The following is a 22,815-nucleotide window of genomic DNA, read 5'->3' on the forward strand; positions in this document are numbered from 1 at the left end:
AATCAATCAAAAGCCATCTGTAAGCTATACTTTACACGGTCAAAAAGTGAGCTTTTCGTGTAGATGTGGTTAATCCTTAAAGGTTAACTGTCACCTGTCAAGGGTCAACAAACTAAAAGGGAATATATGACCGTGCGAAAACTAAACCAGATAAGGTTCTTGGTGGGTTTTAATGGTGCAATTAGAACGGGGATAGGTGACGCACAGCAAAGCAAAACCTTTAGACCGTTGCTCGTCATCTAAAAAAATCTGGTCGCTATCGTCAATTTCACCTTCAACTACTTTACCTACACAGCTGGAGCAAGAACCGGAATGACAAGAGAAGGGTAATTCAATGCCATTTTCTTCTGCTGCATCAAGAATAGTGGCATCTTCATCAACTTCGATGACTGAATCTAAACCTTCTTTTTGGTTAATAAGTCTTACTTGGTAACTAGCCATTATGTGTTCTCCTCAAAGTAGTTGTATGTAAATTTATACCAATTGGAAAAATGATTGCGATAGATGGAAATGTGAAAAGCTGATACAGCAAATACTTCACAAACCAAAATCTAAAATCCATCTTGGTAAAGTTGGATGGAAGAATAAATCTCCCCCGAAGTTTACCGGAAAGAAAATTTTCCTGGTAACTTCTCTTCCCCAAATTTCCACAAAATCCCAAATGGTATTGTATTGATTTTCAGTTCAGTTATTTACAGGGAGTTCCCTGGGGAGTACAGTCACCAGCACTGAAAGATTTACCGCAGCTGCAAGTATCTTTAGCATTGGGATTAGTGAATTTAAAGCCACTTTCCATCACACCTTCCACAAAATCGATGACCATTCCCTCCAAGAGAGTAATGCTATTGGCATCAACATAAATCTGCACTTGACCCTGTTCAATTACCATGTCATCGGGTTTCGGTGCAGAAGTTACTTCCATCCCATATTCATAACCATTACAACCACCACCTTTCGCGGAAAGACGAATTCCCTTGGTGGGTTTGCTGGTTTTCGGGTTGGAACCAAGCAATAATTCGCGTAAACGAAATTCAGCTTTTTCTGTTAATGTAACAGTCATTAATCCTCCGGATTGGTTGTTAGTTAATGGTTGATTGACGATTTTGTCAATGTATTGATAATTTGCTGAAGTGATGGAAATCAATCATCAACAAAGTCAATTATTTTTCACAGAAGATGAGAACTTTTGGGTATGACAATAGACAGTGTAATTAAAATGGCAATTTCCATTGGTACAGGGGAAAACAAAACACTTAATCCTAAGCAACCCAATGCCATCACAATGCTGGTAATCTGCATAAATTCCATAGTGGAATTGTAAGCAATAGATGCACAAAATAATGCTAAAATTAGCAAAATTATTGCCAAAATAAGCATAATTAATTCTGTATTCTGTCTCCTTACTTATTTGCCGACTCCATCGGTGAAGACTGGGAATAACGCCAAGGTGCAGTATTACCGCAAACAGGACAAGCGCGATCGCGGTAGGAACGACGTTTGGCAAACTCCATCCGATTGAGGTCAATTGTTAACAATTGGGATAACAATGGTTGACTAAATCCGGTAATTAGTTTGATGGCTTCGAGAGCAGTCAAACAAGCTAGAGTCCCAGAAACAGCACCTAAAACGGAAAATGCACGCCTATCCCAATCCGGTTTTTCCGGAAACAAGCAAGATAAACATGGTGTGACTCCGGGAATAATGGTGGTCAGATAAGCTTCCATCCCGTCCATAGCTGCTTCCACCATTGGTTTGCGCCATTTTACACAAGCTTCGTTCAAAAGATTTCGCTCGGTGAAATTGTGAGCGCAGTCCAGAGCCATATCTGCTGACTGAACGAGTGAATCCACATTTTCTGGGGTGATGTAATCAAAAACCGCTTCCACTTCAATATCAGGATTAATCCTTTGTAGTGTTTCTTGGGCTTTAAATACACGCGGTTTTCCGACCCAATCATCAGTCATTAAAATCTGACGATTCATGTCATCCATCCGCAAATCACCACCCCTAACGAGGATTAACCGTCCTACTCCTGCGACTGCAAGATATAGGGCAGCTGTACCACCTAAACCTCCTACCCCCGTCACTAGAACCTTTGCTGACTTGAGCCGTTTCTGTGCCAATTCACCAAAGTTGGGTAAGGTAATTTGGCGACGGTAACGTTCTAAATCGGTCGGCGTAAGCTCAATCACTTTCTACCTCCGAATCCGATGTAATTTCTGTCAGGGTGACTACATTTTTTGGCTTTTGATTAAATACCTTAAATAACTTTTGTTCTTGAGCATTTGAATCCACAAAAGTTGCATAGGCATTTTGTAGTGCTTGACAATATTGACTGAGCTTTTCCGCGCTACTCAGACCCGGTTGATTGGCATCAATTTCTTGAATATATAAAGAAAATTTCTTGAGAATATGTAAGCGATTAACATTAACAATTTTCGGGTCATAAGGAAGATTAAAAAACTGGAAAAATTCCTCCGCATCGACCAACTGCTTAAATTCATCTAAGCTAGCACTCATTATTTTTGCTCCATGCGTTTTAATTGCTGCTTTAATTCATCAAGTTGGTGAAAAATTGCATAGGTTTGGGCAGCAACATCCATTAATTGTTGATAATTAGTTGGTAAACCTTCTGCTAAATCATGCAAATCCATTTTCATTTGACCAGCCTTACTATTAAGGCGTTTGATTTGCATTTTTAACTCTTCAATTGTGACTGCTTCGGACATAGTAAGTAGGGAGTGGGGAATAGGGAGTAGGAAGAGAGGTTAGAGATGACCCGTCGGGTTATCTGTACTAGAGAATAGGAAATCAGAAGTATTTTTATTCGTATCTCCCTCCTGTATTCTCATATTCAAAGTTTCCCAACTTCGGGGTATTTTTGGGCTAATTCAATACCTTTGGCGATTAATTTCTCACCTTCCTCAGCGAGTTTTTCGAGGGAATCAAATCCAAATCTGTGTGCATCTCGCAATGTTTTAGTGACTAATAATAACCGTCCCGAAAAAACTAAAGCCCATCCAAACCCTTCGTGTCCCAGGTCTACCACAACTTGAGACAATAACCCAGTTTCCGCTTCAATACACCCTGCGATCGCACGATAAAATATCATGATGCGTGATACTGTCATCGGATCAATTTCACCGTCTACAGGTATCTCCCGTTTTTTCTGCTTGGTGACAATAAACGGCTTTAAGAGTAAATCATCGGACCACTGACGATAGGTTCCGTAGGTATCTTGTCCACGAATCTGTTTGATGATTGCTTGGAGAAAGGGAGATGTTAATACTTCCGCAGATACTTCACTTTTGCTAGTGTTTTTGTCACTCATATGGAATCTTGACTGATTTTGATATTCAGTTGGTCAGAGGTTGCGCATTTTTATTTGTATATTCACTACTTTTGATGGATGACAATTAACTGTTATCCCTAAACAAGTAGTTATATAATTGATGCGAATTTTAGCTTCAGACTAACCAATAGTTTGTTACATCAACATGAATACCCCAATGAAGAAGTCGAGTTTTGTAGACACGCGAATCTGTGAGAAAACTTATCGAAGATTAGAGAAATACCCGTAATCGCAAATAATGATGATTAGGTGATAAAAACCCGACTTATTCCTCTAGTTCTTCGCTAAAGCTTTTACCTTTTTGTAAGGCTTTACGCAACCAAGGTGGGGGACTTCCTTTTAAGGTCTGCACTAATCTTTCAAGGACAACATTAATTTCATCCGATTCAGATTTAGCTTTAACTGGTGTCACTCCTTTTTTAATTAATTTTGCTGCGGCTGTTCCACCAATTGCTGTAACATAAACAATTGTACAATCCTCTAACGCTTCTAACTTTGGTTGGATTTTATCCTCGTTACCATCTTGTCGTAAATCTCCTTCAAACTTACGGGTTTCTAAAAACTCATAACCGTCTTCCGAAACTTCGTAAATATCTATCATTTTTGCCCAGCCAAAGTGAGCATTGATATGTTTTTGGTCACTAGTCGTAAAGCCGATTTTCATGGATTTTCCTTGTGGGTAAAAGAATAGGTTAGAGACGGTAGATAGAAGACAGGAGAGATAGACATATAAGGATGATAATTATTCATAATCTTTCAATCCTGAATATAAAAAATAAAATATATATGCGGTTAATCAATTAATCATTGCCTAATTTCTCATGTAAAACATTTCAATTTATCAGCTAATTTTAGAGGATGGCATGGTATGATTGAGTTATCTGCAAGCCAGCTTTGAAGTGATATTATTTGGCATCTACAAATCATCTATTGAATAATTAGAATAGCTAGAAAATTCAGGTTTCCAAATTGAAAAGAACTAATTTTACCGCACTGAGAAATAACTTGGCAGATTGTATCTGCTCTCCAACAAGAGAATTATAATCTCGCATGTAATCTCAATTCTCTAAAATTAGGCAATAGAATCTACAAAATCACTGCTAAATTTAGCTTTGTGAATTACAGAGAGCATTACGTAGACGCGTAGCAGCTTGCCGTAGGCTATTACGTAGCTCGCTTCCCGCGTAGCGGGTATTACAAATTACATATTTACATTTCATAATTTAAATCCCTAGCCTTACCTTCTTCTGTTTCCAGCAAAGTGTTACCGATTTCAAATAAAATTTCCATCGTCCCGCGATAGCCGACTTTGCAAGCTTGACCATTTCCCAGACGGTCAAAAATAGGAATTCCTTGACGGAATAGGGGAATACCTAGACTGCGGGAAATTGGTGCTGCATGGGAATTACCGATTAACAAATCCGAACCTTGGGCAAAATTGCTAAAATCTTCGTAATCACCAATGACCACCTTTTCAACTGGTAGATGTTCTAAAAGCGGCGATCGCGTGGTTGTGACGGCTGTGTGAATTTCTGCCCCCATTGACTGTAAAAATAACACCGTAGACCACAACAAATCTGGCTCTAATGCTAACGATATACGTTTTCGTCCAAAATAAAAGTGCGTGTCTAACATTGCATCCTGGAGTTGACGACGTTGATGGCGATATTTGTGGGGGACACTGACACCACTCAGGTCTGATAATGCTTGCATAAACTCATCAACTGGGTGTAAACCCGTTAACTCATGAAACACCTCAAAGGGGATATTAAACCGTTCCTCCAAAATCGATGCTGCACCCCGCATACTTTCACCAAGTGCGATCGCAAATGCAGAACGTCCAATCTGTCGTAATTCTTCAGTGGTAGTTCCCCCCACGGTAATCGGACTCCAATCATCTCCCAGATGACCATCCATCGATGTGGATAAATCTGGAACCACAATCGGATTTAAACCGAAATCCCGGACAATTTCCTTGATATGCTGCACATCCCCCGGAGTAAAAGCTGCACCAGCTAAAATCGTCACCTGATTCGGAATTGTTTCACCATAAACAGGCATTTGTTTCACTATTGCTTCCACAGCAGCAGCAAACCCATCTTGCAGTGAACCTTTAAAATCAGGAGCGGAAACCAAAATAATTGGTAAATAGGCCAACTCTGGATGTTTTTTGCGAAAATCCTTGAGAATACCCTCCATATCATCCCCACGAGTTTCCGTTAAACCCGTGGTACACAAACCAATAATTTCCGGTTTGACTTTTTCTACAAGGGTCAAAATCGCCGTTTCAATATTTTCCTCACCACCGAGAATTGTCGTCACCTCGGTCATCGCTGTAGTTGACAAGGGAATCACTTCTCGAAAATGTCGCACTAAAATTACCTTCGCAAAGGCTGTACAACCCTGGGAACCATGTAACAAGGGAATTACACCCTTCAAACCTAAAAAAGCCAAAGTCGCACCCAAAGGTTGACTCAGCTTGAGGGGATTAACTACTACGGGTTTATTGGGATTTACTACTATAGCCATTGTGTTTATTTGAGGGAGTAGGGAATAGGGAGTAGAGACGACCCGACGGGTCGTCTGTACAGGGAGTAGGGAGTCGGGAATAGGGAATAGGGAGTAGAGACGACCCGACGGGTCGTCTGTACAGGGAGTAGGGGGATATCCAAAATCCAAAATCCTAAGATGCTAATTCCAATTCCCAGGGTTCAATTTCTTGTTCCCAGGGTGCGGGTTGACGAATCTGTTCCCAAACGGGACTATATAAAGCTTCATCTAATTCCCGTGCCATTTCTAACATCCCTGCATAACCAGCGTAGGTGTGGTGACGTTCTTGGTTAACGTCTAAAAAGGGAATTCTTGCTTTTAGGGCTGTGTATTGGTTGCGTCCCCCGGCAATCAACATGTCAGCCTTGGTTTCATTAATCACTCGTAATATTTCCTGGGGATTACCCTTTTCTAGCATAATCCCTTCTTTCCCTAGTAATTCTTTAATTCTGGCTTTGTCTTCCTCCGTACTTTTTTTTGTACTAGTGGCTACTACTTCCATACCTAAATCCTTTGCCGCAGAGACCACCGACCAACTTTTGACACCACCCGTATAAATTACAACTTTTTTCCCCTTGAGACGGGTGCGGTAGGGTGCAAGGGCAAAGTTCAGTTTACTGGTTTCCTCGGCAATTAAGGCTTCTGTGCGTGCTTGTAAGTCTGCATCACCTAGTTTAGCCGCAATATTACGTAAACAACGATTCATGTCGTTTACACCATAGAAAGACTCTTCGATGTAGGGAATGCCGTACTTTTCTTCCATCTTGCGTCCCACATTGATTAAGGCTTTCGAGCAAATCATCACGTTAAGTTTAGCTCGGTGAGCGTAGGTGATTTCCCGGTAGCGAGCATCACCCGTAATTTTCGAGAGAACTCGAATTCCCAGCTTTTGAAACAGGGGGAGAACGCTCCACATTTCCCCGGCAATATTGTATTCTCCAATCAGGTTAATGTCGTAGGGTGTTGTATATTCCGGTTCACCGGAGCGTTGACAACAACACAAAATGTTTTTGGCACAGTGGAGACGTAGCAATGCTACGTCTCTATTATTTTCCTGTTTGGCTGTGTTCACAGGATGTGGGTTTGACCTAATTATTTCCAGTTGCGACTTCCAAAGCAGCAGCAACCACGCGATAATGCTCGTCCTGTTGTAACTGGGAGATCAGTTGTTTGGCTTGGGGTGCTTGACTATGTTGAAGAGCGATCGCAACTCGCCAACGGGTACGCCAATCTGGACTATAACTAAGTTGGGTGAGAATCTCTAGAGCTTGTTGTTGTAGGGGAGATTTCAGGATTTGACCTAGTGCTAAAATTCCTGCTTCTTTGACTGTCTGGGTTGGATCGGTAATGGCAATTTTGGCGATTTCTAATAAATCCGCGTAACTGGTAGTTTCCACCAGTAGGGAAATCACGGTCTGTCGTACTAACCAATTTTGCGATCGCTTGAATAATCCAGATAATACGGGAATTGCTTGCTCTCCGAATTCAAAAATCGAATTAGCTGCTTCCGCTAATACGTTGGCATCTTCGTCTTTTTCGATAATTCGTTGCAAAGCCTGAAAAGACTCGTTTGTCCGATGATTACCTAATCCCATTACTGCTAAACGACGGAGAGCAAAGTCCGGTTCTTGGGATAATCTTTGCAAAACCGGAATTGCCACGTCTGCCGAAAATTTTCCTAATTCGTCTAGAGCGTTTTTACGTAAGTTCAATTCGGATGCTCTTAAGGAAATTTCAATTTGTTCAATTGGTTGTTGACTCATAAATTTACTATCGTCTTTTTAGTTATTTAATTAAAGTTAGCTGGTGTGTGGAAAATTATGATCGTGATTTGAAGGCAGATATTAGTCACATCAGAGCGATAAATTAAGGTTTGATATGGAACACATCCCGCATCTATTGAAAGAATACCGTAAGTGCTGTGGTAAATAGAATTCTTGAGCAGATAAATTGGTAAATTTTTGAGATATACTTTGCAAAGCCAATAATTAAGCCTTTGATTGGAGATGGTTAATGTTTAAATGTCACCTGTTAACCGTCAACACAGCAAAAGGGAAATATATCCAGGTATGTAGTAAAAGGTATTTCTTAACGATATCTTCCAATATATAATTAATTAAATATTATTCGGGTCGATGCTTAATTCCCGTAATTTTGCAGCTAATCTATTGGCGCGATCGCATTCCTGAATAGCTGTTTCTTCTGGTGTCGGAACTAACTCCCCATCCGGGGTAAAAAATCGCAGTAAGCCTTGATGAATACCAATATATAACCCTAACTGGTGACTCCAGAGATGACCTTGAGAATGGGGTTCCAGGGGTTGATATTTACCATCAACTAAATGAAAACCCGCAAACTCCAAACTATAGGGGTCAAACCAGAAATAATCATGGACACGAAAGATATCTTGATAAAGTTGTTTTTTCCCTTCCCGATCCACACTCGCAGTAAAATCAGACAGAATTTCCACAACTACATGGGGATATTTTCCATCTTCCTCCCAAACTATCCAACTTTTCCTAACCTTGCGTTCCGTATTTAATACCACAAAAAAATCCGGCCCACAAAAGTCACGATTTTTAATTTTATGAGTACTATAGTAAATACTTAAATTCGCCGCAACATAAAAGTCATTTCGGTCTCGCCACAGCCATTCTAAGCATTCCAACAGCAAGATAATTTGTCGTAGATGCAGTTCGGTTTCCAAGGGAGGTTCATCACTCAATAAGTCCGTTGGCAGTAGAATAACATCTTCCTGAATCCCTTGAACAGTCTCTAATTCCGGAGCTATAGTCATGAATTTGGTTAGAAAAAGGCCAACCTAACATACACCATTTATTTTAGACTAATTCGTAAATTATGGTAAGTAGGGAGTTGGAAATAGGGAGTAGCCACCACAAAAACTTTGCCTGGTTCATAGTACAAGCATTCATTTCTTTTCTCCCCTGTTCCCGAAAGCTCTCCGTCAGGTATCAACTTCAAAGTAAAACGGTATAACTACTCTTCCCAAGTAAAAGCTCTTTTTATTGCCGAACTCATTCCTACTCGCTGCTTGGGAACACTTAGGTTTTCCGCACGAGGAGACAAGTAAAAGCTCTTTTTATTGCCGAACTCATTCCTACTCCCTACTCCCTAATTCTCAAGAAAGTCATATAGGAGCTTGCTGCAAAAGGGGATCGAGTTGACCCTTGGTATCTAAAGCGTAAATATCATCACATCCACCAATGTGTTTTTGATTAATAAAAATTTGGGGAACTGTGCGCCGACCATTAGCTCTCTCCGCCATTTTTGCCCTTGCAGTTTCGTCTCCATCAATTTTATATTCAGTAAATTTAACACCTTTCCACCACAGTAACATTTTTGCCCGAATACAGTAGGGACAGGTTTGCCAAGTATAAATTTCTACGTTTGCTTTGATCTGTTCTGGGTGACGACCTAAAAGGGAATTAAGAACATCAAACATGGCTAATGGTAAATAATTATACTAATTGCAAGAGAAAAAGAAAAAGAATAGGAAAGATATAATGGAAATCGAACTCTTGTATAATAAGAGCTTTCTAAGCTATTTCCCTAGCTCCCATGCTCCGCGTGGGAACTCAAGGGTGGGTGAATGAAGGCGGTAGCCCTCACGCACTGGATGGCTACGCAGAGCATAGTCACTAGATAAATGGTCTGGATATTTCCGCCAACTTGTACTAGTCTACGAACATCCTATACGCCTAGGAAAAGTAATCCAAAATCCGATTACCATCTACTTTAAAAACAGATAAAATAATTGTCCTCTACCTTTAGTAATTCCGGCTCGGTCTCCAGCGACTTTGCCAGTACCGACGAAGTAATCGACTCGACCGGGGGTTTTGATTGCTCCTCCGGTATCTTGGTCGAGGACAAATCGACTGATTACCTGGGATTGCAGTTTTCCCCCTGGGGTAATGACGGGGATATAGCCGCGAATCAAAGCTAATCCACCAGGTGGCATTAAAGATTTATCAGTGGCAATCGAACGGTCTGCGGTTAATTGTACACCGATGGAGCCGGTTGCTGGTATACCTGGATTTTCTTGGAAAAAGACAAAACTGGGGTCACGGGGAATATAAACGTTTAAATCCTGGGGTTTGCGGCGAAAATGTTCCAAAATCGCGGGCATTGTCACCTCTTCTAGGGGTATGACTCCATCATCCGCCAAAGCTCGACCAATGCTTTGATAATTGTGGCGAGTATTACCAGCATAGCCCACATGGGTTTCCCTCCCATCGGTGAGTTTTAACTTCGCTGAACCTTGAATTTGGATTAAAATTGGCTCCATGCGATCGCGAAACCAAAATATTTCCAAACCACGTAGTTTGCTGCGAGAAGCTTGTAGTCCATCTGCACCTTCTAATTCGATGCGAGTGGGGTGAGGACGGGGCCATTTTTCCAAGTCGGGGGGACGACGGTAGATAGGATATTTATATTCGGGGGTGGGTGTACGACTAGCTTGATAAACAGGTTCGTAGTAGGCTGTGAATAAAACTGACCCGTTGCGATCGCTACCTATTGATTGATATAGTTGGAATTCTTGGGCAATATAGGAGTTGAGTTCCTGGGGAGAACGGCTGATTTGCACTAATTGCCGAAATCTTTGTAAGGATTTGATGGTGCGTGGGAGAGTAATTCCGGAGATGGGATAATTTTTGTAGGCAGTTTCAGCCCTTGGGGTATTGAGGTAGGTCAAACTGCGATCAATCGATTGAATTAATGCCGTTTTGTCTCCCGGTGTTTGGGAATCCCCCCATAATTGGGTATCCAAACAGGATTGATCTTGGGAACAAAAAGTAATTGCAGGACGGGGTATGAGGACGGATGGGGTAGTTGAAGTTGAGTTGGTTGGTAAACGCCATTTTTGTAACCGACACTCCGGTGCAGCTAGTTTCAAGTGTCCCAGGGATGGTAATTGCAGCAGGTAGACTGTGATAAATACGGGTATACCCAGGATGATTGCCGAAAAAATTGCTACTTGTTGTTTCCAGAACATGGAATCGCAAGGGATTGTTAGGGGATTAATTATTGATTATAGATTTGAGATTTACCTGAATTTGATTTTATCACCTAAGTATGTGGCATGCTTTTGATTGTTGACTGTGTAATGGTACAAAATACAAGATTGGAGAAAATCAGAGAACTTATCCGGAATAGCGATGAGTGGGGTTGGTTAAATAGATAACAGCGTTCAATCATGAATAATTCGTAATTTATAATAGCCCACAGCAAAGAACCTGTATCTATACTCATAATTCTGTTTGAGATAGGGATTTAACCCCTACGAAAACAGGAATACTTATTTAAAGGGGAATCAAAACCTTTTTAATTACAAATTACATAGGCACAGCCTGACCGTAAGCTATGACAAATTACAAATTACATAACTTGCTTCCCGCGTAGCGAGTATGACAAATTACGTACGCGAAGCGTTGCCGCAGGCTATTACGTAGACGCGTAGCGGCTTGCCGTAGGCTATTACAAATTACAAATTACACTAATTTTTGCTGTCAAGTTTTTTCATCAAGATAAATATAATAAATTAGGCTGGCATCACCACTTTCATTGTTCATATATTATCCCGGATTCAATACGGTTTACATTTTCTGATAAACCCATACAGTTATTATAAAAAGAATTGTAGGTTAGATTACGGCGTAACGAATCAAATCAAAGCGATATGATTCACCTTCTGCAATGTAACCCAATAATAATACGCAATTCAGGGCTTTCCATTCTAACTGAACCGTATTGAACCAGAATCCATAGACACACGTGGTGCAGATCGATCGAAGATTAATCTCAAATCTCAAATCTCAAATCCAACATATTCTTGTTCAGGCACATTTTTGGAGTTATTTAATATGTCGAATACAAATATGAATTCCTCTGTTTCCTCTGGAGACACAACCGATAATTCTCCAGTAAATACAGTTCAGACATCATCCCCTCACCATCAACACCATTCTCCCGCAATGGAAGGAACAAAAAAAGCGATTTGTAGTAACTGGAAAACAACTGTTATTGGCATAGTTTTATCCTTTACTGGATTTGTTGCCTTTTCTCCTAACACATTTGGTGGGGAGCAATCCGTTCTGGTGCAATTGTGTCGCTATATCACCTCTGGTGGATTGGCTGTTTTAGGTGTTTCTGCAAAGGATTTTAATGTCAGTGGTGGTGACAAAGAATGAAAAAGTCGCTTAACCATCTTCAAACCGATAGCCAACCCCAATGACTGTTTTAATAAACTGTGGGTTGGCTGAATCAAATTCGATCTTCTTACGTAACCTGGCAATATGGGTATCCACAACCCTTTCATCCCCAAAAAAGTTATCTCCCCACAACTTATCAATTAATTGGCTGCGGTTCCATACTCGACCAGGATGACCAATAAAGGTACTGAGTAATTCAAATTCTAAAGCCGTTAAATCTAATGCTTCCACCTGGTTTTCTCCATCTTGCCTGGTGGCGGTACGTTTTTCCATATCAATGGTAAAATGGGGAGTATGGTAAATGTGGGGTAACCGTGCCGTTTGACGCATACTCCGACGCAATAAAGCCCGAACACGAGCTACTAATTCCCGGGGACTGAAGGGTTTGACCATATAATCGTCAGCACCCGTTGATAAACCAATTACCCGGTCGATTTCTTCCCCCCGCGCTGTCAACATGAGGATATAGGGGTCTTTGTTTCCCGGTTGCTGACGAATTCGGGCACAAACTTCTAAACCATCGATTCCGGGAATCAGCAAATCCAGAATAATTAAATCGGGGGGTTGGTGGTCAAATTCCTGCAAGCCTTGATTCCCATCTTTGGCAATTCTACAGGTAAAACCTTCTTTTTCCAGGTTGCGTTGAATTAATCCAGCGATTTCCGGTTCGTCTTCAATAATTAGTATGTCCATTGGAGAATACAGAATAATTCCTGGTATCTATAAACTACAACCCATCCAATCAACAGAGTAAACATATTCAGAAAAAGCTGTAAATTCATCGGGGGGATTACAACTTTCTATATCTAAAACCTCTTGAACTCGGTCGTAAATTTCTTGAGCTTGTTCTGGTGTATCACCAATACTGGTTAAACCTAATTTACCGAACTGCGATAGACACCCCATTAAATGAAATACACTTCCGGTTTCGGCTCCGGAATTAAAATGGAGACGATGGTGGGCAATAATATCCATTAAATCATTGGGTAACAAACCGCAATATTTACGATTTTGCAAGTTATCGGTGGCAATATAATATTTGGGACACCCATGTTGACTCAAAAATAAACCCGTTTTTAAATCATAACTCCCATTGGTTAACAACTTTAAAGTCATAAACGGATGGGTTGTTCCTCCTTTGCGAAGGTTGATTTCAATTGCTTGGATATCCCACTCCCCGTTACCTTTGTCAACGGTAATAAAATCAACTCCATAGCGTTCTAATGCACCCTTTTCAGCCAGGTTGTTACCGATTTTAATGCCTAATTCCTGTAACTGTAAGCGATAGGATTCGTCAGCAGGGAAGCGACAACCTAAATAGATTTGTCCGTCGGGACCACCGAGAATCTGGTCGTGGGTGGATAATATTTCCACTTCTCCACTGGGGGTGATACGACCCTGGACACTGGGGGAGCGCTTGATTTCTCCTTCTACGAAAGCTTCGACAATTGCACCAAGTTCGGGGATTCTACTACCGAAATTTTGCCAGGTTTCTTGGTGAGCTTGAAATCGCATTTCTGGGAAGGATTTATGGATGGCTGCAATGGTTCCTATTTGGGATACCCTATGGGGTGCATAGTCAGCAATTGGTCGCAGGTCTAATAGTGCATTTCCTTCTCCAGAAATTCCTTCATTCAGCTTGACTACCATTCTTTGCAAGCTAGGTTGACGTTCCCATAATTCTGCTGCTGCAACTGCTAAATCATCTACATTCCAAACAAGTTTACTACCATCGGGATGGGGTACACCAGCTTCTGCAAATATTTGCCGACTACCACTTTTGGTTCCCCAAATTTGCAATTCGGGTGATGCTGCATACAATGGTATACCTAATTTTACTGAGAGTTCAGCCTCCAACTGGGTGGCATTGTAGCAAGCCATGAAGGACTTTTCTAAGCGAAGAGCTTGGCGGATACGTTCTATAAGTCGCGGACGTTCGAGGATTTTTTCCGTCAGGGGTTTGGGGGATGCATCGTAGGTGGAAAGTAGTAATAAACGGTTACGAGCGTGGGAAAAGGGGATACCGGATAACAGTTGCAGGTAGTAATCAATAATACTAGGGTGAAGGGGTTTGGAGGTGACGTAGATTAATCGGGTACGGGGATTGCGGAGGCGAATGAGGGAGAATAATAATCGTTCTTCGTAATGTTCAAAACCTTCAACTTTTTCAATTTCCCGTTGATCAAGGCTGAGGGAGGGGACAACTAAAATATCAGCATCGCTATGATCAAACATGTCAATGGTACGCCAGCGATCGCGTAACATTAACTGTAGTTGGTGAAAGCGATCGCTAGTATTGAGATGGGTAATCCCGTGATCTAAAATTTGCATGATTGATCCCCTATCGTTGAACCCCTGATAATTCCTGTATATCTCAACTATTGAGATATTTACGGGATATTACGAATATGTAACACTGTCGGATTTTCAGGAAAAAGTGTTTAGAGAAAATTTATGGGAAATAAGCGATCGCATGTGTGTGATACCGATTTGAAACGTGGATTATGATTGCAGGCTGAAGAAAGCGATCGCTCATATCCTTTTGTTTACTCAGACTGTTGTGCAGCTTTTCTCACATCATCCACGCTTAACTCCAAAGCCTCCGCTATCTGCTCGATCGTCAACCCAGCAGCTAACATTGGTGGTACAGCAAGTAACTTTCCTTCCTGTCTTCCTTCCTGTCTTCCTTTCTGCTCTCCTTCTGCGAATGCTTGTTGATAAAATCTTGTTTGCTTTAACTCGCTTAATCCAAACATTTCTTGTATCTCCTCAATCTCCATAGTGGGAAACTTATAAACCAATATCGTTTCAATTATTTGTAACAATTGTTGCTGTTGTTGTCCTGTCTCAACTTCCTGATTGGTTCTAGTAATCAATTCCCTGGCTGACTCAATTGCCCGATTTTGATTTTCGATGATTAATTTAATCGTAGCAACACCAATGGGTAGGGATGCAACTTCCCCTAGCTCATCTAGATAAATGATGGTAATTCTTCCAGAGGCAAAGGATTCGCGGTAATGGATGGTTGATGCAGTGTCAATATTTCGACTTGGGTAAATAACGAAAGCGAACCAATCATTTTCAGGTTTATTTTGTCGCAAGTATAAATTTATTTCTGTAAATAGGCGTGAGTATATTCCCAAATCCTCTTGAAACTGAACTTCGACAAAATAAATTGGCTGTTCTTGACTTTGGGGAATAAATACACCATCAATACGGAATGCTGTTTGCTTGATTTCGACTGATGAAAATTGATATTCACTGGCGATTTCGGGAGAATAACCAATTAGTTCAAAGAAGATGCTGGGAAATTCTTGAAAGAGACGGTAAAAGATGCTATCTGTTTTCACAAAGGTGATTATTTCAACGCAGAGTTTTGATAGTCTTTCAGGTTATCATAGGGACAATGAAATATCAAACCAGTCTCCTTACTCCCATCTACCTGCTTATAATTTATATTTTTGCATCAAGGGAATAGCCAGTTTATTCACTAATAATTTTAAAATCAGCCAAATAATTTTTCGCCACCAAGGGAGATGGGAAATATAAACCGCACTATACTCTATATTGGGAAGGAATCCTCGTAATCTTTTAAAGGATGCTGCACCGGAACTTTGATGCAGAATCATTTTTTCAGTTTTGGCTGTATTCGTCAGAAGTGCTGACAGCATTCGATATAATCCGATTTCCTGGGGTAATTGGGTGTCATAACCAAGAATAGGTGTAGTCATCATGTTATTCACGTGGTAATAACCGATTACTCCATCGATGCGGTGGTCTTTTTTGAGGATTTGAAAACACCAAGCGGGGTTTTGTAGGGTTAATTTGATAAATTCCACGGTAAACTGGGGATTATGGTATGAATATTTTTCTAAATAAAGCAGATTATATAATTCTACAATTCGAGGGATATCTTCAGCAGTAATTGCTGATTTATCTAAAACTGTATATCCATGTTTATGAATTAATTGGGTATCCTGTTTGAGACGCGATCGCATTTTACTACGTCGTAAGGATTTGTCCGCAGGATTGAAGAGGTAAATTTGCCGACTACCGATTAAATGGTAATTATTGGTTTGGAATCCATGCATTAGTTCGTTGTCCACAAATGTATTAATCGAACGAAACATGATGGCGTGGTTCGGGAATTTTTGGCAAAGAAATGTGGTAATGGCTTGAATTTCCTGTGTTGAGATGGGGGGATATAAATTCGTGGATAAAAGTAAGTTATTTACGATGACCACTCGATTGATTTGTGCTTGAGCGGCAAATATTCCGAGAAGGTCGAGTATGTGGGCAATGGTTGTTTCTAAAAATGGATTTTTCAGGTTTGTCAGTTCTACTTTGGTATAGGTAATATAGTGGTTGTAGGGTGAGCAAACATAACAGTTTTCTAATTCTAAATCATTAACTGTAACGGGAAGGGTGAGATTTCCAGCAGTGAGTAAATATAATTGGGTGTTTACATTCTGGATAAACGGCAATGAGCCTAGTTTCATCATGGGAATAAAATAGGCTGCAATCAATTGGGAATGTTGGGTATTATCTCTATTGAAATTGAATTCGTCAATATGATTGCTATCATAAAGCTTGACAGGTAAGGCCATAGAAATTTACAGCAGAGTGAAAAAATACAGGATACAATATTGTGTAATACTGTTTTCATCTGAAGTTGCACATCACAAGTTGTCCGAAGCGAGGAGGAATGACGAAGCAATCTCATAATCTTCAATGTTAATGAGTTGCTGAGATTGCCGAGTTCCAGCTGTTTCCGCACTACGAGAGCAAAAAGTAAGCTACACAACTACACGCAAAAAAATTATATGCAGTTTCATCTCAATATAAGTAGGGTCTGCGGAAAAAGTTTTTTCGTGAGGGTAGGGAGTAGGGAGTAGGGAATAGCTTTAACCATTCCAGTTTCACTTTTCACTGGCTGCAAAAATTACCAATACCAGGTTTTTGAGCCTTATATACCTATTCGGAAAGCACTTTTTGCGACTAGAAATACCCTTTAATTCTTGCAATATCAGAGTTTTGCTATTTTTCAGTCAGCCCTAATATCACGTGAGTTCGATGATTTATAAAGCCTGAAACTCCTGTCCAGTAACATTCGTAGAAAATAGAAGTTTTTAAAAACCTCCAAGTATGATGTTGAGAATAAAATCATTAAACCTGGAATCAGTCAGTTATTGACTTTGTTCTCAAATAATGGATGAGGTTACTTTAAACCTTAACTTTCAAAATCATGGATTCACAGGGATTGTAGCGTTTATAATTCGTCGAATTCACGTTAATATCGTTTACGCTAATGATTGCTACATATCAGTAGCTATAACCGTTAATTATTCTAGTTTCATTTATTTCCAAGTAAAAGATAATCGATATAAGTAGGGAATGGGGAGAGACGCGACATGTCGCGTCTGTACAGGGAATAGTTTTAAGCTTTCCCCTTTCCCAATAATGGTTGAAGGTTTTCCGGATGTGCGTGATTCGTTCCGGGGTAGACGCTAAACATTTCTCTGCTGCAACCTACTAAAAAATGTTCATTCCTCATACCCAGTATATCCTCCAAGGACTGGGTGGAAGCTATATTCCTTTCGGTTCAAAGACTTACAGTGAGAGGCTTGTAGCCCTATAGGCGATTATCATTCTCATGCAATAGAGTCTATTAGCCCCTGACAGCCTCATTTCCATACTAACAGAAACCCCTATGATTAATCAACCCTTTTTCTGATATTGGATTAGTGCAAATCCCCGTGACCGATTTGACTGCATTGGGGATTACTCCTGAAGTTTTCCTCAAAGGATTGATAGCCGGAATTGATGGATTAACCTTGGAAAATACAGGAACATCTACGAGCTGAACAGGAGTAATAATTTAGTAGAACAAACCATGCAACAGTTAAAAGATGTAGAGACATTACGACAAAAATTCCGCGATCGCTTTGGAGGATTAGATTCTTACAGCACTTTCGAGGTAAATGAGGTACACTTGTTATTAGTGCATCAAAAATTAAAATGAAACCCTACTCAATCGATTTACGAGAAAAAATAGTAAGTGCTTACGAAAAGGGTGATACATCAATTCGAGGAGTAGCTGTGCAGTTTGGTATAGCAAAAAGCTATGTGCAGAAGCTAATCAGGCAAAAAAGATTGGAAGGGCATCTAGAACCCAAAAAGCAAGGTGGAGCAATGAAGGGTAAGCTAGATGATTACGGTAGCGAATTAGCAGAAATGGTTCAAAGTTACCCGGATTTAACTTTATTGGAATATTGCGAGTATTTTGGAGAAAAATATAACATTTGGGTGTGTGCAAGTGTGATGTGTTGTGCATTGCAAAAACAAGAATTAACTCGAAAAAAAAGACTTTACGTAGCAGCCAAGCGAAAACAGAAAGAGTCCAAAAACTGAGATTAGAATATTGGGAGAAAGTAAAACACATAGACCCAGAAAACCTTGTGTTTATAGACGAAATGGGTGTTTTGCTTGGTTTGACTAGAACTCATGCTCGAAGCGATCGCGGGAGTAGAGCTTATGATTTTAAACCATATTACCGAGGTGCAAAAATAAGTGTAATTGGAGGAATTAGCTTCAAAAAAGTCTTAGCTGTGATGACTTTAAATGGCTCAATGAATGGAGAAGCTTATAAAGTTTTTGTAGAGCATTTTTTACTTCCACAATTATGGGTTGGTGCAGTCGTTGTAATGGATAATCTGCCAGCACATAAAGTCGAAGAGATTAAGCCTTTGATTGAATCTGTAGGAGCAAGTGTTCTTTATCTATCTCCTTATTCCCCTGAATTTAATCCAATTGAACATTGGTGGTCACAATTAAAAGCGTTCTTAAAACAGTTTTCTCCTAAAAGTGCATCTGTAGTTGATGGTTTAATTAAAATTGCACTGACATTAGTTGATCCAAAGCATCTAAAAAATTGGTTTACTAATTGTTGCTACTGTACCTCATAAACCTCGAATCTGCTGTAATTGTTGACGTTCCCACGACTTAAAGCCGTGGGATTCTTGTTTCATTCAGCCGACTTACTTAAAGGAGTTTCCCCACTTAAGCAGAGGTCGTTCTGTCCACAAGCTTTAGATTCTGTGCGCCCCACAGTACTTTTTAATCCTTTGTTCAAAATCATAGTCGCCGCGTTATGGTCACGGTGCATCACTGTCCCACAACAATGACATTTGTGGGTACGAGTAGATAAAGATTTCTGAACTCGTGTCCCACAAACAGAACAATCTTGCGATGTGTAGTGAGGTGCAACTGCTATCACCCAAATGCCAAAAACTTTGCCATAGTAGTCTACCCAATCAGTGAATAGTGACCACGAAGCGTCACTGATAGATTTAGCTAAATGATGGTTCTTAACCGTATTTCGCACCTGCAAGTCCTCATAAACTACCAAGTCGTTTGACTGGACTAGAGTTCTTGCTGTCTTCACAGCAAAATCTTTCCTCTGTCTACTTACCTTGAGATGCTTTTTCGCCAACTTTTTAACAGCTTTACGGCGATTAGAAGAGCCTTTTTTACATCTAGAAACTTTGCGTTGTTTGCGTTTCAAAGACTTCTCAGACTTACGCAAAAATCTGGGATTTTCGACTGTCTTACCATCAGAATCAGTGTAGAAAAATTCAAGTCCTACATCAATTCCTACTTGTTTACCATTGTGCTGATGCTGTTCTTTGCGTTCCGCATCAACACAAAATTGGCAGTAATAACCATCTGCTCGTTTAACTACTCTAACTCGCTGAATTTGCTTAGTAGAATAAAAGCTGAAATCACGAGTTCCAACTAGCTGAAATTTCCCTGCTTTAAAACCATCAGTAAAAGTGATGTACTTCTTGTCGGCAGAAATAGCCCATCCTGAAGTTTTATATTCTACGGAATGTCCACGCTTTTTAAATCGCGGATAACCCTTTTTACCTGGCTTTTTAGCTTTACAGTTGTCATAGAAACGCTTAATAGCGCACCAAGCTCTATCGGCAGAAGCCTGACGAGCCATAGAGTTGAGTTTGCCAGCAAAATCAAATTCTTTGGCTAAAACAGCGCAAAGTTTTTGAAGGTCATTCTTGCTAACATCCTTGTTATCTATCCAATGTCTTAGAGCTTTGTTGCGGATAAACAAAGCCGTTCTAATGGCTTCATCTAATAAGCCGTACTGACTTTCTTTGCCCTTCAATTTCGCTTCTAAGACTAACATCGCTCGACCCTGAGATGACAAAAATAATATAGTATATTATGGTTGATAGATACAAGCTATTGACCGCAGTTTGACAAAAACTTTACATATGCTAGAAAATTACAGGCACAAGACAACATCAGTCACTATGATTAATTACCACTTCGTCTGGATATCGAAAAGACGAAAAAAGGTGTTAGTTGGAAATGTTGCTATCAGGCTTGAGGAATTGCTTTATGAAAAAACATTCATAACTAGGGTGCGAGATTCTAGCTCTTGAAATCATGGAAGACCATGTACATCTTTTTGTGAGCAGTTCTCCAACATTAGCCCCAGACCAAATTATGTTTAGGTTAAAAGGATATACTTCTAGGGTATTAAGACAAGAATTTCCGCATTTAATGAGAATGCCTTCAATGTGGACAAGAAGTTATTTTTGTGGAACTGCGGGTGACGCTTCAAGTGAGATAATTAAAAAGTATATTGCTAATCAAAAAACTCGCTAACAATGGGACTGCACCTAAAGGTGCTTCCCATTCATGAGGGCAGTTGCATGGACGGGTTTCCCGGCTTGAGCAAACTGCCCGTCCCACCCCGCGCATAACTCAACAGACTAAAAATTTTTGGGATTTTTAGTCTGTTGCTGGTGGGCTTTCTGCTCCAATAATTGTAAACAGCGTGCTACGTTCTGGATTGTAGTCTATAGATTTGCTTTATTTTCCAGTTTAAAGTGGATAATGGCTGTAATACTATCTTTGCGATGGTTTAAGTCTAATTTATTTACCCTTTAAACACCCTAAGTAGGCAAGAATTGTAAATACATGAATACCTCCGACCTGGAATTGGCGATCGCGAAGGAAGAGAAACTTCTAGAAGCGATGCAAACCAATAATATTGAACTGTTAGATCGACTACTGCACGACGAGCTTTTATTTCACACACCCGATGGACAAACCGTAACCAAAGCAATGGATTTAAATAATTACCGTTCGGGTCATGTTAACTGGCGTACACTCACACCCAGCGATCGCATGATTCACCAAATAGGTGACAATATTATTGTTGCAGTTACGGTGGAAATTCAAGGTAATTATTTTGGACAGGAAATCAATGGCAAATTTCGCTATCTGCGAGTTTGGAAGCAGTTTCATGATGATTGGAAAGTAATTGCAGGAAGTGTCGTTGTTATAAGTAGCACTTAATTATTTTATTTTTGATTATTGACGAGGGTTTTGCCATCGAGGTTGTACGACGCTAATTAGAAGTTTGACATTTAGCTATTGCTGCTTGCAATAACTCAACATCCACATCCCACCAATCTTGCAACTTCATTAAGCTAGGATACAACCGATTATCTCCTATTGCCAATGCAGCTTCTACAGATAATCTTCCCACACAACCGCTTTCCAATTCCGTAATTAGTGGTTCAATGACCCGTTGATCTTTTCTGATGGCTAAACCTAATAATGCTTCCCCACGGATTTCAGCAACTGTGTCATCTTTATCGTCTTCAACTTCGGAAATGATGCGTTGATATAAAGCATCTCGAATTGCTGGGGTATCGATGGCAATTTGTGAACCCAAGCCAAAAGTTGCCCAATTTCTTACCTCGTTATCTACATCACCAGATAATTCGATCAATGCTTGAATTGCTGACTCATCTTCCTGACAACTCAAACCAAAAACAACACCCATTCTGACATTACAATTGGCATGGTTTTTAAATTTAATTAACGGAAAAATTCCCCTTGCATCTTGTAAATGTCCGAAAGCATAACCAATCGCTGCTAAAACATTTTCATCTTCCTCATAGGACAGTAATTTTAATAAAATCTCTCCCCGTTCGCGAGTACAAAAATTACCCTGTGTAGTCCCTAATTGGGCAAGGATGTTAACACCTAAAGTTCTTTCCTGGGGATTTTTACCCTCGCATAAATGGGAGGCTGCTGTAAATTCTTCATCTCCACCACGGATTCGTAAAATATGCACTAAGTCCCAATAAACATCTTCATTTTCTGTTGTTAAAGCAGTTTGAATTATTTCCTGGGTGCAGCTTTTGTCTAGTTGTAAATTTTCTGCTTGGTTTTGTTCAGGCATCGGATATCCAATTGTTAAGTAGGGTTTGCAGTCAAAAGTCTGAAGCGTGAGGGTAGGGAACAGGGAGTCGGTAGAGATAACCCGTCGGGTCTTCTCTACAGGGAGTAGTTTTAAAATATTAGGTTTCAGTGGAGACCATCCATGCACCAAATTAATTTACAAGTAGCAGAAACTCAATTAGGCTGATTGAAGAAGTTGCACCTGGAGAGGAAGTGTTCATCACACGTAGTGACGATTCATCTTTGAAAATTGTACCGATTATTGCTAACTTGACGTATTAAAAATAGCTGATGATTTTGACAACTGCAAAGTAGGTAGGTGCAATTAAACATAAAACCACAATGTAACCAATCATTCGGCAAAAAGCCTTAACCCCGTACAGACGCGATATATCGTGTCTCTCA

24 protein-coding genes and 2 pseudogenes are annotated in these 22,815 nt (G+C 40.2%); 6 read left to right on the forward strand and 20 right to left on the reverse strand.

The features are described 5' to 3' along the window. Positions 1-141: 141 nt before the first annotated feature. The 14 genes and pseudogenes from CDC37_RS15795 to mltA all read right to left on the reverse strand — a co-directional run bounded on the left by CDC37_RS15795 (position 142) and on the right by mltA (position 10,916). Positions 142-441, reverse strand: coding sequence for a 2Fe-2S iron-sulfur cluster-binding protein (locus CDC37_RS15795; protein WP_096623020.1), 300 nt, complete (start codon positions 439-441; stop codon positions 142-144). Between the two features lie 247 nt (positions 442-688). After that, a complete protein-coding gene (locus CDC37_RS15800; protein WP_096626295.1) occupies positions 689-1,060 on the reverse strand; it encodes a HesB/IscA family protein in 372 nt (123 codons plus the stop codon). A gap of 107 nt (positions 1,061-1,167) precedes the next feature. Then, positions 1,168-1,377 carry a hypothetical protein gene (locus CDC37_RS15805; protein ID WP_096623022.1) on the reverse strand — a complete coding sequence of 70 codons (210 nt, stop codon included), beginning with the start codon at positions 1,375-1,377 and terminating at the stop codon, positions 1,168-1,170. Between the two features lie 23 nt (positions 1,378-1,400). Further along, positions 1,401-2,192 (reverse strand): HesA/MoeB/ThiF family protein, encoded by a 792-nt coding sequence (locus tag CDC37_RS15810; protein WP_096623024.1) that lies wholly within the window; start codon positions 2,190-2,192, stop codon positions 1,401-1,403. After that, complete coding sequence (gene nifW, locus CDC37_RS15815; RefSeq protein WP_096623026.1) at positions 2,185-2,520, reverse strand: nitrogenase-stabilizing/protective protein NifW; 336 nt, start codon at positions 2,518-2,520, stop codon at positions 2,185-2,187. The genes CDC37_RS15810 and nifW overlap by 8 nt, the downstream gene beginning before the upstream one ends. Beyond that, on the reverse strand, positions 2,520-2,729 hold the full coding sequence (locus tag CDC37_RS15820; protein ID WP_096623028.1) for a CCE_0567 family metalloprotein: 210 nt from the start codon (positions 2,727-2,729) through the stop codon (positions 2,520-2,522). The genes nifW and CDC37_RS15820 overlap by 1 nt, the downstream gene beginning before the upstream one ends. Positions 2,730-2,854: 125 nt before the next feature. After that, positions 2,855-3,331, reverse strand: a complete 477-nt coding sequence (locus CDC37_RS15825; protein WP_096623030.1) for a NifX-associated nitrogen fixation protein — start codon at positions 3,329-3,331, stop codon at positions 2,855-2,857. A 286-nt stretch (positions 3,332-3,617) separates the two neighbouring features. Then, positions 3,618-4,016, reverse strand: a complete 399-nt coding sequence (gene nifX, locus CDC37_RS15830) for a nitrogen fixation protein NifX (protein ID WP_096623032.1) — start codon at positions 4,014-4,016, stop codon at positions 3,618-3,620. A 545-nt stretch (positions 4,017-4,561) separates the two neighbouring features. Beyond that, complete coding sequence (gene nifN, locus CDC37_RS15835) at positions 4,562-5,881, reverse strand: nitrogenase iron-molybdenum cofactor biosynthesis protein NifN (RefSeq protein ID WP_096623034.1); 1,320 nt, start codon at positions 5,879-5,881, stop codon at positions 4,562-4,564. A gap of 154 nt (positions 5,882-6,035) precedes the next feature. After that, positions 6,036-6,887, reverse strand: a pseudogene (locus CDC37_RS15840) (nitrogenase component 1); the annotation flags it as partial. A 103-nt stretch (positions 6,888-6,990) separates the two neighbouring features. After that, positions 6,991-7,665, reverse strand: a complete 675-nt coding sequence (locus CDC37_RS15845) for a HEAT repeat domain-containing protein (protein ID WP_096623036.1) — start codon at positions 7,663-7,665, stop codon at positions 6,991-6,993. A 353-nt stretch (positions 7,666-8,018) separates the two neighbouring features. Further along, positions 8,019-8,699, reverse strand: coding sequence for a Uma2 family endonuclease (locus CDC37_RS15850; RefSeq protein WP_096623038.1), 681 nt, complete (start codon positions 8,697-8,699; stop codon positions 8,019-8,021). 351 nt (positions 8,700-9,050) lie between these two features. Beyond that, the gene (gene grxC, locus CDC37_RS15855) at positions 9,051-9,365 is read right to left on the reverse strand and encodes a glutaredoxin 3 (protein ID WP_096623040.1); all 315 of its coding nucleotides are present in this window, start codon (positions 9,363-9,365) and stop codon (positions 9,051-9,053) included. Positions 9,366-9,653: 288 nt separating this feature from the next. After that, entirely contained in the window at positions 9,654-10,916 is a 1,263-nt protein-coding gene (gene mltA / locus CDC37_RS15860) for a murein transglycosylase A (RefSeq protein ID WP_096623042.1), read from the reverse strand. Between the two features lie 868 nt (positions 10,917-11,784). Here mltA and CDC37_RS15865 point away from each other — a divergent pair. Next, entirely contained in the window at positions 11,785-12,111 is a 327-nt protein-coding gene (locus CDC37_RS15865) for a hypothetical protein (protein ID WP_231943084.1), read from the forward strand. A 9-nt stretch (positions 12,112-12,120) separates the two neighbouring features. On the opposite strand, the gene CDC37_RS15870 is transcribed toward CDC37_RS15865, so the two are convergent. The 4 genes from CDC37_RS15870 to CDC37_RS15885 all read right to left on the reverse strand — a co-directional run bounded on the left by CDC37_RS15870 (position 12,121) and on the right by CDC37_RS15885 (position 16,739). Next, positions 12,121-12,825: a response regulator transcription factor gene (locus CDC37_RS15870; RefSeq protein ID WP_096623044.1), complete on the reverse strand. Its 705-nt coding sequence runs from the start codon at positions 12,823-12,825 to the stop codon at positions 12,121-12,123. 27 nt (positions 12,826-12,852) lie between these two features. Further along, positions 12,853-14,463 (reverse strand): peptide ligase PGM1-related protein, encoded by a 1,611-nt coding sequence (locus CDC37_RS15875; RefSeq protein WP_096623046.1) that lies wholly within the window; start codon positions 14,461-14,463, stop codon positions 12,853-12,855. Between the two features lie 215 nt (positions 14,464-14,678). After that, the gene (locus CDC37_RS15880) at positions 14,679-15,482 is read right to left on the reverse strand and encodes an Rpn family recombination-promoting nuclease/putative transposase (protein ID WP_096623048.1); all 804 of its coding nucleotides are present in this window, start codon (positions 15,480-15,482) and stop codon (positions 14,679-14,681) included. 96 nt (positions 15,483-15,578) lie between these two features. Further along, positions 15,579-16,739, reverse strand: coding sequence for a GNAT family N-acetyltransferase (locus CDC37_RS15885; protein WP_096623050.1), 1,161 nt, complete (start codon positions 16,737-16,739; stop codon positions 15,579-15,581). A gap of 1,286 nt (positions 16,740-18,025) precedes the next feature. Here CDC37_RS15885 and CDC37_RS25570 point away from each other — a divergent pair. Genes CDC37_RS25570 through CDC37_RS24420 form a run of 3 tightly spaced genes read left to right on the forward strand, consistent with a single transcriptional unit; the run spans position 18,026 to position 19,097 of the window. After that, positions 18,026-18,154, forward strand: coding sequence for a hypothetical protein (locus tag CDC37_RS25570; protein ID WP_255408815.1), 129 nt, complete (start codon positions 18,026-18,028; stop codon positions 18,152-18,154). Beyond that, positions 18,151-18,543 (forward strand): helix-turn-helix domain-containing protein, encoded by a 393-nt coding sequence (locus tag CDC37_RS24975; protein WP_096619923.1) that lies wholly within the window; start codon positions 18,151-18,153, stop codon positions 18,541-18,543. The genes CDC37_RS25570 and CDC37_RS24975 overlap by 4 nt, the downstream gene beginning before the upstream one ends. Continuing rightward, positions 18,456-19,097 carry an IS630 family transposase gene (locus tag CDC37_RS24420; RefSeq protein ID WP_197707004.1) on the forward strand — a complete coding sequence of 214 codons (642 nt, stop codon included), beginning with the start codon at positions 18,456-18,458 and terminating at the stop codon, positions 19,095-19,097. Before CDC37_RS24975 ends, CDC37_RS24420 begins: the two co-directional genes overlap by 88 nt. Before the next feature lie 59 nt (positions 19,098-19,156). Here the strand turns inward: CDC37_RS24420 and CDC37_RS15900 are convergent, their stop codons facing one another. Continuing rightward, complete coding sequence (locus tag CDC37_RS15900) at positions 19,157-20,335, reverse strand: RNA-guided endonuclease InsQ/TnpB family protein (RefSeq protein ID WP_096623052.1); 1,179 nt, start codon at positions 20,333-20,335, stop codon at positions 19,157-19,159. An 88-nt stretch (positions 20,336-20,423) separates the two neighbouring features. Here CDC37_RS15900 and tnpA point away from each other — a divergent pair. Further along, positions 20,424-20,820, forward strand: a pseudogene (gene tnpA / locus CDC37_RS15905) (IS200/IS605 family transposase). A gap of 315 nt (positions 20,821-21,135) precedes the next feature. Then, positions 21,136-21,516, forward strand: a complete 381-nt coding sequence (locus CDC37_RS15910; protein WP_096623054.1) for a nuclear transport factor 2 family protein — start codon at positions 21,136-21,138, stop codon at positions 21,514-21,516. Between the two features lie 52 nt (positions 21,517-21,568). On the opposite strand, the gene CDC37_RS15915 is transcribed toward CDC37_RS15910, so the two are convergent. Then, positions 21,569-22,411: a HEAT repeat domain-containing protein gene (locus tag CDC37_RS15915; RefSeq protein ID WP_096623056.1), complete on the reverse strand. Its 843-nt coding sequence runs from the start codon at positions 22,409-22,411 to the stop codon at positions 21,569-21,571. Positions 22,412-22,815: the final 404 nt, after the last annotated feature.

Origin of the sequence: Calothrix sp. NIES-3974 (assembly GCF_002368395.1) — a bacterium.
GTDB lineage: Bacteria > Cyanobacteriota > Cyanobacteriia > Cyanobacteriales > Nostocaceae > NIES-3974.